This is a genomic window from Loktanella gaetbuli, assembly GCF_020531945.1.
In the GTDB taxonomy this organism is placed as follows: domain Bacteria; phylum Pseudomonadota; class Alphaproteobacteria; order Rhodobacterales; family Rhodobacteraceae; genus Loktanella; species Loktanella gaetbuli.
Genome location: NZ_JAJATZ010000001.1, coordinates 269,364 through 284,287 on the forward strand (window position 1 = coordinate 269,364; position 14,924 = coordinate 284,287).

17 protein-coding genes are annotated in these 14,924 nt (G+C 62.7%); 13 read left to right on the forward strand and 4 right to left on the reverse strand.

The genetic code is table 11. From position 1 onward, the window contains the following. Positions 1 to 185 precede the first annotated feature (185 nt). The 3 genes from LGQ03_RS01345 to LGQ03_RS01355 are packed head-to-tail and all read left to right on the forward strand — an operon-like array spanning position 186 to position 2,580. Positions 186 to 803, forward strand: a complete 618-nt coding sequence (locus LGQ03_RS01345) for a DUF6778 family protein (protein WP_226746945.1) — start codon at positions 186 to 188, stop codon at positions 801 to 803. A 41-nt stretch (positions 804 to 844) separates the two neighbouring features. Next, positions 845 to 2,041: an RSP_2647 family RNA methyltransferase gene (locus LGQ03_RS01350; RefSeq protein ID WP_226746946.1), complete on the forward strand. Its 1,197-nt coding sequence runs from the start codon at positions 845 to 847 to the stop codon at positions 2,039 to 2,041. Beyond that, entirely contained in the window at positions 2,038 to 2,580 is a 543-nt protein-coding gene (locus LGQ03_RS01355) for an RSP_2648 family PIN domain-containing protein (RefSeq protein ID WP_226746947.1), read from the forward strand. The genes LGQ03_RS01350 and LGQ03_RS01355 overlap by 4 nt, the downstream gene beginning before the upstream one ends. Here the strand turns inward: LGQ03_RS01355 and LGQ03_RS01360 are convergent. From LGQ03_RS01360 to ccmI, 3 genes are read right to left on the reverse strand one after another with little or no spacing between them, the layout of a single operon-like run. After that, positions 2,577 to 2,804, reverse strand: coding sequence for a DUF1289 domain-containing protein (locus LGQ03_RS01360; RefSeq protein WP_090159335.1), 228 nt, complete (start codon positions 2,802 to 2,804; stop codon positions 2,577 to 2,579). The genes LGQ03_RS01355 and LGQ03_RS01360 overlap by 4 nt on opposite strands. Next, on the reverse strand, positions 2,801 to 3,277 hold the full coding sequence (gene ruvX, locus LGQ03_RS01365; RefSeq protein ID WP_090159336.1) for a Holliday junction resolvase RuvX: 477 nt from the start codon (positions 3,275 to 3,277) through the stop codon (positions 2,801 to 2,803). Before ruvX ends, LGQ03_RS01360 begins: the two co-directional genes overlap by 4 nt. Further along, a complete protein-coding gene (gene ccmI / locus LGQ03_RS01370) occupies positions 3,274 to 4,467 on the reverse strand; it encodes a c-type cytochrome biogenesis protein CcmI (RefSeq protein ID WP_226746948.1) in 1,194 nt (397 codons plus the stop codon). The genes ruvX and ccmI overlap by 4 nt, the downstream gene beginning before the upstream one ends. A 168-nt stretch (positions 4,468 to 4,635) precedes the next feature. Between ccmI and LGQ03_RS01375 the strand changes: the two genes are divergently transcribed. The 9 genes from LGQ03_RS01375 (at position 4,636) to rarD (ending at position 13,234) form a co-directional block, all read left to right on the forward strand. Beyond that, entirely contained in the window at positions 4,636 to 5,880 is a 1,245-nt protein-coding gene (locus tag LGQ03_RS01375; RefSeq protein WP_090159633.1) for a sarcosine oxidase subunit beta family protein, read from the forward strand. A 14-nt stretch (positions 5,881 to 5,894) separates the two neighbouring features. Next, the gene (locus LGQ03_RS01380; protein ID WP_226746949.1) at positions 5,895 to 6,200 is read left to right on the forward strand and encodes a sarcosine oxidase subunit delta; all 306 of its coding nucleotides are present in this window, start codon (positions 5,895 to 5,897) and stop codon (positions 6,198 to 6,200) included. After that, positions 6,197 to 9,202, forward strand: a complete 3,006-nt coding sequence (locus tag LGQ03_RS01385) for a sarcosine oxidase subunit alpha family protein (RefSeq protein ID WP_226746950.1) — start codon at positions 6,197 to 6,199, stop codon at positions 9,200 to 9,202. Before LGQ03_RS01380 ends, LGQ03_RS01385 begins: the two co-directional genes overlap by 4 nt. Further along, the gene (locus LGQ03_RS01390; RefSeq protein WP_226746951.1) at positions 9,195 to 9,770 is read left to right on the forward strand and encodes a sarcosine oxidase subunit gamma; all 576 of its coding nucleotides are present in this window, start codon (positions 9,195 to 9,197) and stop codon (positions 9,768 to 9,770) included. Before LGQ03_RS01385 ends, LGQ03_RS01390 begins: the two co-directional genes overlap by 8 nt. 81 nt (positions 9,771 to 9,851) lie before the next feature. Further along, positions 9,852 to 10,451: a superoxide dismutase gene (locus tag LGQ03_RS01395; RefSeq protein ID WP_226746952.1), complete on the forward strand. Its 600-nt coding sequence runs from the start codon at positions 9,852 to 9,854 to the stop codon at positions 10,449 to 10,451. A 68-nt stretch (positions 10,452 to 10,519) separates the two neighbouring features. Then, entirely contained in the window at positions 10,520 to 11,488 is a 969-nt protein-coding gene (locus LGQ03_RS01400; RefSeq protein WP_226746953.1) for a threonine ammonia-lyase, read from the forward strand. A 63-nt stretch (positions 11,489 to 11,551) separates the two neighbouring features. Beyond that, complete coding sequence (locus LGQ03_RS01405; RefSeq protein WP_226746954.1) at positions 11,552 to 11,773, forward strand: hypothetical protein; 222 nt, start codon at positions 11,552 to 11,554, stop codon at positions 11,771 to 11,773. Then, a complete protein-coding gene (locus LGQ03_RS01410; RefSeq protein WP_056031768.1) occupies positions 11,766 to 12,218 on the forward strand; it encodes a host attachment family protein in 453 nt (150 codons plus the stop codon). The genes LGQ03_RS01405 and LGQ03_RS01410 overlap by 8 nt, the downstream gene beginning before the upstream one ends. Before the next feature lie 107 nt (positions 12,219 to 12,325). After that, on the forward strand, positions 12,326 to 13,234 hold the full coding sequence (gene rarD / locus LGQ03_RS01415; protein WP_226746955.1) for an EamA family transporter RarD: 909 nt from the start codon (positions 12,326 to 12,328) through the stop codon (positions 13,232 to 13,234). Here the strand turns inward: rarD and LGQ03_RS01420 are convergent. Beyond that, a complete protein-coding gene (locus LGQ03_RS01420; protein ID WP_226746956.1) occupies positions 13,171 to 13,728 on the reverse strand; it encodes an LOG family protein in 558 nt (185 codons plus the stop codon). The two genes, rarD and LGQ03_RS01420, sit on opposite strands and share 64 nt — an antisense overlap. Before the next feature lie 96 nt (positions 13,729 to 13,824). Here LGQ03_RS01420 and LGQ03_RS01425 point away from each other — a divergent pair, with 96 nt between their 5' ends. After that, positions 13,825 to 14,877 (forward strand): LysM peptidoglycan-binding domain-containing protein, encoded by a 1,053-nt coding sequence (locus LGQ03_RS01425; protein ID WP_226746957.1) that lies wholly within the window; start codon positions 13,825 to 13,827, stop codon positions 14,875 to 14,877. Positions 14,878 to 14,924: the final 47 nt, after the last annotated feature.

Sequence of the window (14,924 nt, forward strand, 5' to 3'; positions counted from 1 at the left end):
TAGCACGTCTAGTTAGCGCTAACAACTCATCCAGTGTGAAATGGGCAACAGATATGTGGCTGTTGATTGATGTCGCGTCGCAACCATGAGCTGACCACATTCTGACCCCATTTCGCAATTAGTCATCTCGCCAGACGAAATCGACGACAGTGGCCACGTGTCACTTAAACGTTTGGAGTACGGTAATGGGATTTGTGAAGTTTTTTGCGCTCGGTGCGGTTTGCGCCATTCTGACCGCCTGCGGCAGTACCGACCAAGTGGCGATGCGAAACGCACCGCTTGACCTTGGCCCCGGCGTCGAGGCCGGGCAGACGATCCAGCAGCGCGACTATCAAATCGTGGACCTGAATTTCGTGGCCCCCGCAGAATTGTCGGTTTCTGAACGCAACGGTTACTATCCGATGGCTGACATTGTCTGGCGTGGCGACCGGATCGGTGACCGCAAGACACAGATCGCAGAGCTGTTCCGCACCGCGGCTACGCGGAACATGGATGCTGACGGACTGGGCCGTCCGGTGGTCGTCGATGTACAGTTGCGCCGGTTCCACGGCGTGACCGAGCGGGTGCGTTATTCGGTCGGTGGCGTCTACAACATCGTGTTCGACATGACCGTGCGCGATGCAAAAACCGGTGCGGTGATCGAGCCCGCCCGCAAGGTCGTGGCCAACCTGCCGGCCCCCGGTGGCACCGCCGCGATCATTGCCGAACAATCGGGACAAACCGAAAAGGTGCGCGTGACCGATTTCCTGACGCTGGTCCTGTCTGACGAACTGTCGGGCCCGGTGCAGACCGCAAGCCGCTAAACCTACTGGCGGTGGACCCGCCGCCGGGGTAGGGGATGTGCATGACAGATGCACCATACCCCACCGTGAGAATGCTGCCCAAGGGCGATGCCCGTGCCGTCCGGCACGGGTTTCCTTGGGTTTACGCCAATGAACTGGTCACCGACCGTCGCACCCGGGGGCTGGCCCCTGGATCGCTGGCCGTGCTCGAGGATACGAACCGCGTGCCGCTGGGCCTCGTTGCGGTCAATCCCAATTCCAAGATCATCTGCCGGATGCTGGACCGCGACCCGGACGCGGTGATCGACGTTGATTGGTTTGCCGCCCGTCTGACCCGCGCACTGGCCCACCGCACGCGGCTGTTCGATCAGCCGTTCTACCGGCTGATCCACGCCGAAGCGGACGGCCTGCCCGGTGTCGTCATCGACCGCTTTGGTGATCATGCGGTGATCCAGCCAAATGCCGCCTGGGCCGACACGCTGATCGCCCCGCTGGCAGATGCACTGGCGCGCGTGACGGGCGTGACGACGATCCTGATGAACGCATCCGGTCGCGCTCGCACGCTGGAGGGGCTGGAGGACCGGTCAGGCACCCTGCTGGGCGAAACCCCGACTGCTGCCGTGCCGGTGCAGATGAACGGTGCAACCTATATGGCCGACCTGACAGGCGGTCAGAAAACCGGGTTGTTCTACGACCAACGCCCGAACCACGCCTTTGTCGCCGGGATGGCGCGGGATGCGCGTGTGCTGGATGTGTTTGCGCATGTCGGTGGTTTCGGGCTGGCGGCGTTGGCACAGGGTGCGGCATCGGCACTGGCGGTGGACGGGTCCGATCCTGCGTTGACCCTCGCACGGCAGGGTGCTGACGCGATGGGCGTGGCCGACAGGTTTGAAACCCGCAAGGGCGATGCCTTTGACGTGATGGCCGCCTTGGCCGAAGAAGGCGCGCAGTTCGATGTGGTCATCTGCGACCCGCCCGCCTTCGCGCCGTCGAAATCCGCATTGGAACCGGGCTTGCGCGCATATGAACGCGTAGCGAAATTGGCCGCACCATTGGTCGCGGATGGCGGATATCTGACGCTGTGTTCGTGCAGTCACGCAGCCGATCTGACAAAATTCCGCAACGCATCCGCGCGCGGCATTGGCCGGGCCGGGCGGCGCGGGCAGATCGTGCACACGGGCTTTGCCGGGCCGGATCATCCTTTGCTGCCGCATCTGGCTGAAAGCGGCTACCTCAAGGCTGTCACCTTTCGTCTATGAGGCTGCTGCTGGACGCCTGCGTTCTGTATCCGACCGTCATGCGCGAAATGCTGATGGGCTGTGCGGACGCGGGCCTGTTCCAGCCGCGCTGGTCCGACCGCATTCTCGAGGAATGGGCGCGCGCCACGCTGAAACTGGAACCCCAGGCCGAAGTCTTTGCCCGGAGCGAGATCGCCATGCTGCGCGCACGCCATCCAGCGGCAGAGGTCCGTTACCCGGCCGAGATGCTCCGCCAGATGTGGCTGCCGGACCCCGACGATATCCATGTCCTTGCCGCTGCCGTGGCGGGCCATTGCGACGGAATCGTCACGGTCAACGCCAAGGATTTTCCCGGCAACCTGTTGGCCGAAGAAGGGCTGTTCCGGTCAGACCCCGACGGGCTGTTGTTGCGACTGCATGATGAACACCCTGAAACTGTCGCGGGCATCGGGGACAGGGTGCTGGCAGAGGCGAACCGCCTCTCGCCAGAACCGTGGACCATCCGCGCCCTCATGAAAAAGGCGCGTCTGCCACGCATCGGTAAAAGGCTGATGGGTTAACGTAGGCGCCCGGCGCGGCCGCCACGGCGCTGTGTCAGTTGCCCACGGCGGCCGGGCAATTCATCCATGATGGCGCGGCGTACCTCTGGCGTCATTGACGACCAGCTGCCGATTTCGTCGATGCTGCGCAGACATCCCGTGCACAGGCGGCTCTTGGGTTCGATCACACAGACCTTGGTGCAGGGGCTGTCGATCTCGTCGCGTTTCCAGATGCGATCACTCATGCCTCGCGCCTCACATGGGCCATGCGGTCCAGCACGCCTTGCAGGATATAGGCGGCAGCAACATGGTCGATGACCTGCGCGCGCTTTGCCCGCGATGTGTCCGCCTCGATCAGCGCGCGTTCGGCCGCAACGGTGGACAGGCGCTCGTCCCAGAACGTGATCGGCAGATCGGTCAGACGTTCCAGATTGCGGGCAAAGGCGCGCGTCGCCTGACAGCGCGGCCCCTCGCTGCCGTCCATGTTCAGCGGCAGTCCTAGAACCATCCCGCCAATCTGGCGTTTTTCACAAAATGCCAACAGCTTGGCGGCATCCAATCCAAATTTCTTGCGCCTGATCGTCTCGACCGGGGTGGCCACGCCGCGCAGTACATCAGAGGCGGCAAGCCCGATGGTCACGGTCCCCAGATCCAACCCCGCAAGCGAACCCATCGGCGGCACGGCAGCGGTGAAATCTGCGATATCGGCGCAGATCATTCCGCGACACCCGCGCCCTGTGCAGCGGCGCGCAGCGTTTCGATCGCCTCTGGATTATTTGCAAATGTCCGCTGTGCTTCGGCCCAGACTTCGGCGGCGGCGGTGGTTTCACCCAACACACCATAGGCCGAAATCAGGCGCGCCCAGTCGGTCGCAGGCCCACCCTGCGAGCCAAGCCGATCGGCCAACTGGTTGACCATCCCGCCGATCATGGCGTTGCGGTCCTCTTCGGACATGTTTTCGGCGGCGGCGATATCGGCAGGGCTGGGACCGGGCCGTTCAGGCAGGCTGTATTCGACACCTGCACGGCGCGCCGCATCCTCGATCTGGCTGCGTGCCATGTCGGCATGAAATCCGGTCTCACCGCTTTCCACCAGAGGGCGCCAGATCCGGAAGGCCGTATCCGCACGCCCGATCTGGTAATACAGCGCACCCATGAAATAACGCCCTGGCACATTGCGCGGGTCGCGGGCAAGGATGGCCTCGGTCACGGCCTCTGCCTCGGGCGAGATGATGCCGTCGGCGGCAATCACGAGCAGATCGGCCTGCCGTTCCAGATCGGCCAATGGGACATCGTCGCCTTGCAGGGCGACAACGCGTGCTTGGGCACGGGCCGCGGCCCCGAAATTGCCCAGCTGCGATTCGTGATAGGCCAGCAGTGTCCAGCCTTGCAGGTCGTCGGGACGGGTGGGCACGATGATGCGCAGTTGTTCGATCTGTTCGATGTAGTCGGCGGGGGCATCCACGGGCGCACGCGGCGGTGTCGCCGCCTCGAGCGCTGCCTGATCGGGCCGGTTCGCGCGGACTTCGTCCGCCAAGGCCAGCCGCGCCGAGAGCGGTTGGTCCGGCAGTCCCGGCGCGCCGATGGATGTGTAGATCCATGCGCCAAGGCCAGCCATCATCGCCAGAGTCGCAATCGCAACGCCGCGGTTCACAGTCACCGAGGCGTTTCCGGTTTTGCGGATCGCGCGTGACGCAAGCAGCAAACGGCGCGAAATTTCGGTGCGGGCGCGGTCCGCCTCTTCGGGAATCAGCACGCCGCGCGCCACGTCACGGTCGACCTCTTCCAACTGTCCCTTGTAGATCGCAAGGTCTTGCGATTCCTCGGGCAGGGGATCGGAACGCATCAATGGGACCGCCACATAGGCGGCCACACAAAGGGTCATCAGGATACAGATCAGCCAAAACATGCGGTCTATCTAGCGATGCCACCACAGACTTGCCAGAGGGACCCGCGCCCTGCGGCGCTGGCGCGCAGGGGAATGTCGCAAACTTGGCCTCACTTGCCGCTGTTGGTGACGTAAGTTAAGCCGCTTGGGTCCAAACCCCAGATGGACACCAGCGCAAAGAGGTCCCTGTTGAAACGCTATTCTGCCTTTGCCGTGGCCCGAGAGGCCTTTCGCCAGCATACCGGATGGACGCGCGCCTGGGGACAGGCCGAGCCAAAGTCGCAATATGACGTGATCGTTGTAGGCGCAGGCGGTCATGGTCTGGCGACCGCCTATTACCTGGGCAAGAATTTCGGCATCACCAACGTCGCCGTTCTGGAAAAGGGCTGGCTGGGTGGCGGCAATACCGGCCGCAACACCACGATCATCCGGTCCAACTACCTGCAGGACCCGTCTGCCGCGATCTATGAAAAATCGCGCAGCCTGTATGAAACGATGAGTCAGGACCTGAACTACAACGTGATGTTCAGTCCGCGCGGCGTGATGATGCTGGCGCAGACGCAGCACGAAATCCGGGGCTATCAGCGCACGGCCCATGCCAACAGCCTGCAGGGTGTCACCACCGAATGGATCGGCCCCGACCGGGTCAAGGAATTGTGCCCCATCATGAATATCGACGGGCCGCGCTATCCGGTGCTGGGCGCCTTGTGGCAGGCCCGTGGCGGCACGGCCCGCCATGATGCGGTCGCCTGGGGCTATGCCCGCGCCTGCGCCGACATGGGCATGGACATCATCCAGCAATGCGAGGTGACGGGCGTGCAGACGAATGGTGGCAAGGTCACCGGGGTCAGCACCACGCGTGGCGACATCAAGTGCAACAAGCTTGCCATGGTCGTGGCGGGCCATGCCTCGGTGCTGGCACAAAAGGCCGGTTTCCAGCTGCCGATCGAAAGCGTCGCCCTTCAGGCGCTGGTGTCAGAGCCGATCAAACCCTGCATGGACGTGGTCGTGATGGCCAACACGGTGCACGGCTACCTGTCGCAATCCGACAAGGGAGAGATGGTCATCGGGGGCGGCACGGATGGCTATAACAACTACACGCAGCGCGGGTCTTTTCATCATATTGAGGAAACCGTGCGCGCATTGGTCGAAACCTTTCCGATCCTGGGGCGGTTGAAAATGCTGCGCCAATGGGGTGGCATCGTGGATGTGACGGGCGACCGGTCACCCATCCTGTCGGCCACACCCGTCGAAGGCGTGTTTGTCAATTGCGGCTGGGGCACGGGCGGGTTCAAGGCTATCCCGGGGTCAGGCTGGGCCATGGCCGAACTGGTGGCCAAGGGTCATTCGCCGCTTACCGAGGAATTCACCATGCACCGTTTCCGGCACGGCAAATTCATCGACGAAAGCGTCGCCGCCGGTGTGGCGCATTAAGAGGGCATTGTAACATGTTGATTTTGAACTGCCCTTATTGCGTTCGTGACGTGGACGAAACCGATCTGCACGCCGGTGGCGAGGCGCATCTGAAACGCTTTGGCCCCGGATCATCGGACGACGAATTCGAACATTATCTGTTCATGCGCGAAAACCCCAAGGGGGTGCATTTCGAACGGTGGCGGCATGTCTATGGCTGCGGCAAGTGGTTTCTGGCCGCCCGCAATACCGCGACGTTGCAGGTTTACGGGACCTATTCCGCACAGACCACTGAACCACCGCAGCAAATTCTGGACGCGATCAAAGAGGCGCAGGCATGAGACTGACGAACCACGGCCGCCTGATCGCCAAGAACCGGCCGGTGCATTTCACCTTCAACGGCAAACGGATGCGCGGCTATCGCGGCGATACGCTGGCCTCTGCTCTCTTGGCCAACGACCAGATCCTGCTGGGCCGGTCGTTCAAATATCACCGCCCGCGCGGGCTGGTCGCCTCTGGCGCAGAAGAACCCAACGCGTTGGTCGAACTTGGGCGGGGCGACCGTCAGGAACCCAATCACCGGGTGACACAGGTCGAACTGACCGACGGACTGGTGGCGCGGTCGCAGAACCACTGGCCCAGCCTGGAATTCGACGTGGGCGTCATCAATTCCAAGCTGTCCCGTTTCTTGCCCGCCGGTTTCTATTATAAGACCTTCATCCAGCCGCGCGCGTTCTGGAAACACGTCTATGAGCCGATCATCCGCAAATCCGCAGGCCTTGGTGCGGCACCGGAAACAGCGGATGACCACAGCTACGAACACTTTAACATCACCGTGGATGTGCTTGTTATCGGTGGTGGAATTTCAGGTCTGGCTGCGACACTGGCCGCTGCGCGCGCAGGTGCGCGGGTGCTGCTGGTCGAACAGACCGCCGCATGGGGCGGTCGCGCCACGGTGGATCAGCCGCGTATCGACGGTCAGGATGCGCAGGACTGGATCGACGACACGCTGGCCGCGCTTGCGACCATGCCGAATGTGACGCTGCGCAATCGCACGCAGGGTGCGGGCGTCTATGACCACGGCTATGCGCTGTGCAACGAACAATTGACCGACCATCTGACGCAATCCGACGGGCCGCGGCAGCGCCTGTGGCGGGTGCGTGCGGGTCAGATCATAACGGCCACGGGCGCGATAGAACGGCCTTTGTCCTTTGCTTACAACGATGTGCCGGGCGTTCTGATGGCGTCGGCGCTGCGGGACTACGTGGTGAATTACGGGGTAGCCGTGGGCGAACGAACGGTGCTGGTGACCAACAACGACGACGCCTATCGCACTGCGATCGCGCTGGTCGATGCGGGGCTGAGCGTGCCGGTCGTGCTGGATGCCCGCGCCGTCGCGGGTGGAGAGCTGGTCGAGCGTGCCCGCGCGCGCGGCATCCGGGTCGAGACAGGCAAGGCGGTTGCAGCCGTGCAGGGTGGCAAGCGTGTCACGGGTGTCAGGATCTGCGATCAGGCCGGTGACGGCACCGTGACCGAGGAAATCGCCTGCGATTGCGTGGCCATGTCGGGTGGTTGGTCGCCGGTGGTCCACCTGTGGTCGCACTGTGGCGGCAAGCTGATCTGGGACGATACGCAAGCCATGTTCCGGCCCGACCCCAATCGTCCGCCGCTGGGGGCGGACGGGGCAGGTTTCGTGCGCGCGGCAGGCACTGCAAATGGGCACCTGTACACTGCCGAATCCGTGGCGGACGGGTTCGCCGCCGGCAAACAGGCCGCCCGCGCCCTGGGCTTTGACAAAAAGGTCGGTGCAGTTCCGCAAGGCGATTGCGCCGTCGAGGACCCGATGGAACCCGTCTGGCTGATGCCAGCGAACGCGTCCTACGACAAACGCGCAAAGATGTGGCTGGACTATCAGAACGACGTCAAGGTCACGGATGTGCAACTTGCCGCGCAAGAAGGCTTCGAGAGCGTCGAACACGCCAAGCGCTATACCACACTGGGGATGGCGACGGATCAGGGTAAGCTGAGTAATATCAACGGCCTTGCGACCCTTGCGACGTCACTGGACAAGGCAATCCCAGAGGTCGGTACCACGACATTCAGGCCGCCCTATACGCCCCTGCCGCTGGCCGCAATCACGGGGGTTGCGCGCGATCATCTGTTCCAACCGGTCCGCAAGACACCGATCTATGATTGGCATGACGACAACGGTGCGGACTTTGAACCCGTTGGCCAGTGGCGCAGGCCCTACGCTTATCCACGCGGGTCCGAGACGGTCCATGACGCCGTGATGCGTGAGGTTACCAACACGCGCGAAAACGTGGGTCTGCTGGACGCCAGCACACTGGGCAAACTGGTCGTCAAGGGACCCGACGCGGGCAAATTCCTCGACATGATGTACACCAACATGATGTCGAACCTCGCTGTGGGCAAATGCCGGTACGGGCTGATGTGCAGCGAAAACGGTTTTCTGATCGACGACGGTGTCGTGGCGCGCATCGATGATGACACATGGCTGTGCCACACGACCACCGGCGGTGCGGACCGTATCCATGCCCATATGGAGGACTGGTTGCAGTGCGAATGGTGGGACTGGCAGGTCTATGTCGCCAATGTGACCGAGCAATACGCCCAATTCGCGGTTGTCGGACCCAAGGCGCGGCGTCTGTTGCAGACCATCGGCGGCATGACCCTGACCAAAGAGGCGCTGCCCTTCATGCAGTGGACCGAAGGCAAGCTGGGCGGTTTCGACGCCCGCGTGTTCCGCATCAGCTTTAGCGGCGAGTTGTCGTACGAAGTTGCCGTGCCCGCATCGCAGGGGCCTGCGTTCTGGGGTGCCTTGCTGGCGGCCGGAGAGCCGCTTGGCGTGATGCCTTATGGTACCGAGGCGCTGCACATCATGCGCGCCGAAAAGGGTTTCATCATGATCGGCGACGAAACCGACGGCACGGTCATCCCGCAGGACCTGAACCTGCACTGGGCCATCAGCAAGAAAAAAACCGACTTTCTGGGCAAACGCGGCCAGTTGCGCGATCACATGCAGGATCCGGACCGCTGGAAACTGGTGGGGCTGGAAACGCTGGATGGGTCGGTTCTGGCCGATGGGGCCTATGCGCCCGAGGATGGCACCAACGCCAACGGCCAACGCCGCGTGCAGGGGCGGGTGACGTCCACCTATCATTCGCCGACGCTGGGGCGGGGAATCGCCATGGGGCTGGTGCGCAACGGTCCAAACCGCATGGGCGAGGTCATCGCCTTTACCAAGGAAGGCGGCGGCACGCAGGACGCGCGGATCGTCGATCCGGTGTTTTACGACAAGGACGGGGAAAAGCAGAATGTCTGAACGTGTCAGCGCCTTGCGCAACCGCGAAACGAGTGGGTCGGTGCAGGTCCGCGATGCTGGCCTGCGCGGCATGATCACCCTGCGCGGTGATCTGTCGAACGGCAAACTTGCCTCTGTCGTGAAATCGGTGACAGGGTTGAAGCTGCCGGCCCGCAACGGCGTCGTGCAGGACGGCGACACGGGCATCGCCTGGATGTCCCCCGACGAACTGCTGGTCATGGTGGCCTATGACGATGTCCCAGAGGCGCTGGACAAGATTGCCAAGGCCTTGTCGGGTCAGCACCATCTGGCGGTGAATGTGTCCGATGCGCGCAGCGTGATGTTGCTGCAAGGGACTTTTGTCCGCGAGGTGGTGGCCAAACTGGCCCCCGTCGATCTGCATCCCGATGTCTGGCAGCCCAGCCAGATCATCCGGTCGCGGCTGGGGCAGGTCGCGGCGGCCTTTTGGCTGGTGGATGACGCGACGGTGCAGGTCATCTGTTTCAGGTCGGTTGCGGATTATGCCTTTGATCTGCTGGCCGCCTCGGCCAAGGCAGGGCCGGTAGGGCATTTTGCGCGTGGAACTTAACCCCCGCGCATGGGTTGACCCCGTAGCAAAACGCGCTCTTATCTGACGCGTCAAAGACCAAGAGAATAAAGGGGACCACCCATGGCTTTCGAACTTCCTGATCTGCCGTATGCCCACGACGCACTGGCGTCCAAGGGGATGTCTGCGGAAACGCTGGAATACCACCACGACAAGCACCACAACGCCTATGCGACCAAGACCACCGATCTGGTCAAGGGCAGCGCATGGGAAGGCAAGTCGATCGACGAGATCGTCAAGGGCACATTCGATGCCAGCTCTGTCACGCAGTCCGGCCTGTTCGACAACGCGTCGCAGTACTGGAACCACTGCCAGTTCTGGGAAATGATGTCGCCCGGCGACAGCAAGATGCCAAGCGAGCTGGAAAAGGCGATCAACGAGAGCTTTGGTTCGACCGACAAGTTCATGGACGAATTCAAGGCCAAGGGTGCCGGTCAGTTCGGGTCCGGCTGGGTCTGGCTGGTCAAGGATAGCGACGGCAGCCTGAAGGTCACCAACACCGCCAACGGCATCAACCCGCTGTGCTACAACCAGACCGCGCTGCTGGGCTGTGATGTGTGGGAACACGCCTATTACATCGACCACCGCAACGCGCGCCCGGCCTATCTGGATAACTTCCTGAACGAGCTGGTGAACTGGGAAAACGTCGCAAGCCGGATGTAATCCGGACTTGTGTTGATCTATCAGGGGCCTGTGCAGACCGCACGGGCCCCTTTTTCATGGAAGACGCAATGCACGGACCGACCCCAGACCAGATTTCAGACGCGCGAGCCGTGACTGAGGACGCATTGATCCGCACCCCCGTTCTGGCGCTGCGTTCTGCCCGGTGGGACGCGATCCTGCCACAGGCGGCCAGCGTGACCGTCAAACTGGAATTGTTTCAGCAGGCTGGCAGTTTCAAATCGCGCGGGGTCTATCTCGGGATTCGTCAACTGACCCCCGATCAGCGCGCAGCAGGGGTTGTGGCCGCATCGGGCGGCAATCATGCGCTGGCCGTCAGTTGGGCCGCACAGGCAGCGGGCGTGGCTGCACGCATCGCCATGCCACGCACGGTTGACCCGTTGCGTATCGACGGCTGTCGGGCCCTGGGGGCAGAGGTGTCGTTGCACGACGACATGCCAGCAGCATTCGCCGAAATGGATCGCGTCGTGACCGACGAAGGGCGCGCGATCCTGCATCCCTTCGAAGGCGCACACATGACACTGGGATCGGCGGTCTGCGGTGCCGAATATCTGGATCAGGCACCGCAAATCGACACGCTGGTTGTGCCGGTGGGTGGCGGCGGTCTGATCAGCGGCGTGGCCACGGCAGCTAAGCGGCGTGATCCCGCGATCCAGGTGATCGGCGTGGAACCTGTCGGTGCCGACAGCATGACCCGGTCGCTGGCCGCAGGGCATCCGGTCAGGCTGGACCGGATCGACACGATCGCCGACAGCCTGAGCGCGCCGATGGCGATGCCGTTGTCCTTTGCCGCGGCACGGGCGCATGTCGACCGCATTGTGCATGTCACTGACGACCAGATGCGGACGGCGATGAGGCACTACATGGATGTCTTGCGAATACTGGCGGAACCCGCCTGTGCGGCCTCGCTCGCCGCGATTTGCGGTCCGTTGCGCGACGATCTGGCGGGGCGGCATGTGGGAATCATCGCCTGCGGGTCGAACATCTCGCTGGGGCGTTATCAGCAGATTCTGTCCTGATTTCGGAACTTTGTCCGCGTCCCCTCGTTGAACTTGTGAAAACAGGAAAGCGAGGAATTTCAAATGGCAGAACGTCAGAAATCCAGCGATGGTCGCTCTGAAACGTCCGAACTGATCGGTGAACCCGGTGATGCCCCCGCGGCGTCCGGTACCGATGGCGGCGCACTGGCCCGCCGGGTCGGCAAACGCGACGAAGAAGAGCGCGTCACCAAAAGTCCCGACACGCATACCGATGCGCAGAAGTCGGACAAGATCGCAACAGGAACGGATACGCGCAATGACTAAGATCAAGAATGGTACATGGGTCGTCGTGGCTGACGGTGAAAAAGCATTGTTCCTGCGCAACATCACGGACGGCGAGAACCCCAACCTCGAAGTGATCCGCAAGGAAGAACAGGACAACCCCAAGGACATCGACCAATCCGCCAACCGTCCCGGCCGCGTCGGCCAAAGTGCGAACCCCGGCAAGAGCGCCTATGACGATACCGACTGGCATGAACTGGCCAAGGATCGTTTCGCGGCTGACCTTGCTGACATGCTCTACGCGCGTGCGCACAAGGGGCAGTTCGACAGCATCGTATTGGTGGCGTCACCGCATATCTTGGGCGAACTGCGCGACCAGCTTCACCAAGAGGTCACGCAAAAGGTCATCGGTGAAATCGACAAGACACTGACCAACCACACTGTCGGTGATATCGAAAAGATTGTGAAATCAGACCTCGCCGCCTGAATGATCAGGTTGCTGACCAAAGGCCGTCCCATCCGGGGCGGCCTTTTGCTTGCGCAGGTCCGTGATTGTCGTCAGTCATGGCGGCATCAGCAAAAGGAACCCGGGTCATGGTCAAGGGAATAGCCGCACTGGTGCTAGCCTGCACGGTCTGGGGCCTGTCGCCGCTGTTTTACTGGCTGTTGTCGGACATCCCACCGCTAGAGGTGCTGAGTTACCGCACGCTGTGGTCATTGGTCTTTTTTGCCGGGTTGCTGGCGGTACAGGGCCGTCTGCACCGGGTGGGGCAGGCGCTGCGTGATCCGCGCACCCAGATGATCCTCATCGCGGCCAGTGTGATGATTTCTGTCAACTGGTTCGGTTTCATCTGGTCGATCTCGCGGGGCAACGGGCTTGAGGCGTCGCTGGGCTACTACATCTTTCCGCTGGTTTCCGTGGTGCTGGGTGCTGTCTTTTTCGGCGAACGGCTGGGGCGTGCCCAGTTGGCCGCGGTGGTTCTGGCCGCTGTTGCGGTCAGCGTGCTGACACTGGGGCTGGGTGTGCCGCCGTGGATCGCATTGTTGCTGGCAGGCACCTTTGGTGCCTACGGCGTGCTGAAAAAGCGGCTGTCGCTGGGGGCCGTTACATCCGTCACCGCGGAGGTCGCGATCATTGCGCCGCTGGCGATCGGCTGGCTGGCGCTGCGCGGCACGACGTGGCCGGGGCAGGGTGCGGATCTGGGGACACATGCCCTGCTGATGCTGTCGGGTCCGCTGACCGGGCTGCCGCTGATCCTGTTTTCATACGCGACACAGCATGTGCGTCTGTCCACCGTGGGGATCGTGCAATACCTGAACCCATCGCTGCAATTTGCCTGTGCCGTCCTGTTTTTCGGCAACCTGGTCACGCCATGGCACGGGATCGCGTTTCCGCTGATCTGGGGGGCGCTGGTGATCTATTCGGTCGCCGCATACCGTCAGGACAGGGCGAGGCGCAGGGCCGCCTCGGCGGCGGCGGTGCTGTCGACCACCGTCACATAGTCGCGGGTGTCCTGACCTGCGAAACCCTGCTCCACGACATGATCCAGCAAACGCACCAGCGGATCCCAGTAGCCGGCCACGTTCACGACGATGATGGGTTTGTCGTGCAGACCCAGCTGGCGCCATGTCAGCACCTCGAACAGCTCGTCCAGTGATCCCGCACCGCCCGGCAGCACGACCACGGCGTTGGCGTTCATCAGCATGACCTTTTTGCGTTCATGCATGGTTTCAGTCACGACAAAGGTATCCAGATCGCGTTTGCCGACCTCCCAGTCGAGCAGGTGCTGTGGGATGACACCCATGGTGGCACCGCCCGCCGATTGTGCTGACCGCGCAACGCGCCCCATCAACCCCACATCACCCGCCCCGTAAACCAGCCGCCAGCCATTCGTGGCGAGCATCTGGCCGGTTTGTTCTGCTGCGGCGGCAAAGGCCGGGTCATGGCCGTCACGACTGCCGCAATAGACACAGATGGAATGGGTGACTGTTGCCATTTGACGCCTCTCGGTGTTGCGGGCTTTGAAGTGGGCCAAACCCTTGTTAATGTGCCACAGCCTGCGCGGACGGCGCATATTTGGCAAGGGATGCAGATGGCCAGCAACAATGCGAAACTCTTGGGCGGTGCCGCAGGTGCTGTTGTCCTCGCTCTGGTTGTGGTGTGGATGTTTCCCTCTGCCCCATTGGACGTGGCAACGGTGTCTGACGCGCCGCAGGTGGCGGTGTCTGACAGTGATGCGCCAACAGCTCCTGCAAAACCTGCGCAGGTGACAAGCATCGATACATTCCTGCTGGGCCCTGACGGTGTTGCGGTGGTGGCCGGACGGGCCAAACCCAACGCAGAGGTCACGCTGATGCTGGACGGTGTTGCTGTTGGTCAGGCGCGATCTGATGCGAGCGGCGCGTTTGCCGGCACGGCCGAGATTGCGGCCACCGACCAGACCCGCGCGCTGACGTTCGCGGTCGATGGTGCTGCGGCAGGCGGGGATACGATTCTGGTTCAGGCCGGGACAGGCGGTCCTGCGGCTGATGTGGACGTTAACACACAAACGGCACAGGTCGCAGAACCCGCGATGCCGCCCGTGACCCAAGGCAGCGGCGTGCAGGCGGACCCACCCGCCGCGAACATCATCGTGACGGCAGATGGCGCGCGTGTGGCACCCAACGCAGCCCCCAGCGCGCAGGTCGCACTGGATGCCATCACCTATGACGACAGTGGCGAGGTCCAGCTTGCCGGGCGTGCGCCGCAGGACGGCAACCTGCGGGTCTATCTGGACAATGCGCCGGTCAGCGATGCGCCGGTCAGTGGTGCCGGTGATTTCCAGATCGCACTGCCCGATGTCGCGGCGGGCACCTATACCCTGCGGATCGACGAAATCGCGGCAGATGGCACTGTCGCCAGCCGTGTCGAAACCCCGTTCCAAAAGGAAGATCCCGCCGCGATCCGCGCGCTGCGCGATTACGCACAGGCCGTGCAGCAGATCGCCACCAGCACCGTGCAACCGGGGGCGAGCCTGTGGGCGATTGCGACCGACCGTTTCGGTGACGGACGGATGTATGTCGCCGTATTCGAGGCCAACCGCGACCAGATCCGCGATCCCGATCTGATCTATCCCGGACAGGTGTTTGTCATTCCCGACATGTAGCCCCTGACATTCCGGGGGCGGGCGGCTACGAATGGGGTTCATTGATA